The 830-nt window shown below is 77.0% G+C and carries 1 protein-coding gene; it reads left to right on the top strand.

What is annotated here, in order from left to right:
- A partial coding sequence (locus tag BU198_RS10680; RefSeq protein ID WP_188296596.1) for a DoxX family membrane protein occupies positions 1 to 830 on the top strand: 830 nt, incomplete at both ends.

Here is an 830-nt window from a genome sequence, read left to right as displayed (position 1 = left end):
CCGCCGTCGACGCGGGCGTCGGGCCGGTCGGCGAGCCGCACGGCTGGACCCCGAGCGGCGAACTGCCCGAGGTCTCCGCCGCCGACGCCGAGGGCCGGCAGCCCTGGTACCCGGGCCGCCGGGTCGACCTCGGCCTGGTGCTGCTGCCGCTGCGCGCCGTGCTCGGCTCGCTCTCGGTCTACGCCGGGTTCAGCAAGCTGTGCGACCCGGTGTACTTCGACGGCGGCGAGCGCGGCTCGATGATGCGCTGGCTCTCCTCGCTGCACCCGTGGAAGGTCGCCGAGCCGCTGCTGGCCTTCGCCATGGCGCACCCGGTGGGCGCCGGGCTGATGGTGGCGTTCGTCGAGATCGTGGTCGGCGTGCTGACCATCCTCGGCCTCTGGCAGCGGCTCGCCGCCGGTGCGGCGATGGCGCTCTCCGCCGTGCTGCTGTTCACCGTCAGCTGGCGGGCCGTCCCGGTCTACGACACCCCGGACCTGATCTTCCTCGCGGCGTGGAGCCCGCTGCTGATCGCCGGGGCGCCGTTCGCCTCGCTGGACGGGCGGCTCAACCTGGAGGCCTGGCGCCGGTTCGGCGCGGACGCGCCCGGGGCGCTGCGCCGCCGGGTGCTGCGCCGGGGCGCCGTGGTCACCACGGTGGTGGTCGGCCTGACCCTGCTGCTCGGCTCGATGCTCGGCGCCGCCGTCCGCACCGGCGCCCGGGCGCACCAGGAACCGGACCGTCCGGCCACCGACTACGGCACCCCGGTCTGGCCGTCCGGCAGCCCGTCCGGCACCCCCGGCGGCAAGGGCACGTCCACCCCGCCCCCGTCCGCCCCGCCGTCCGCCAGG

Source organism: Streptomyces sp. CBMA156, assembly GCF_014596515.1.
Lineage (GTDB): Bacteria > Actinomycetota > Actinomycetes > Streptomycetales > Streptomycetaceae > Kitasatospora.
The sequence above is the reverse complement of the archived record's forward strand: the minus strand, read 5'-3'. Positions and strand labels throughout refer to the sequence as shown.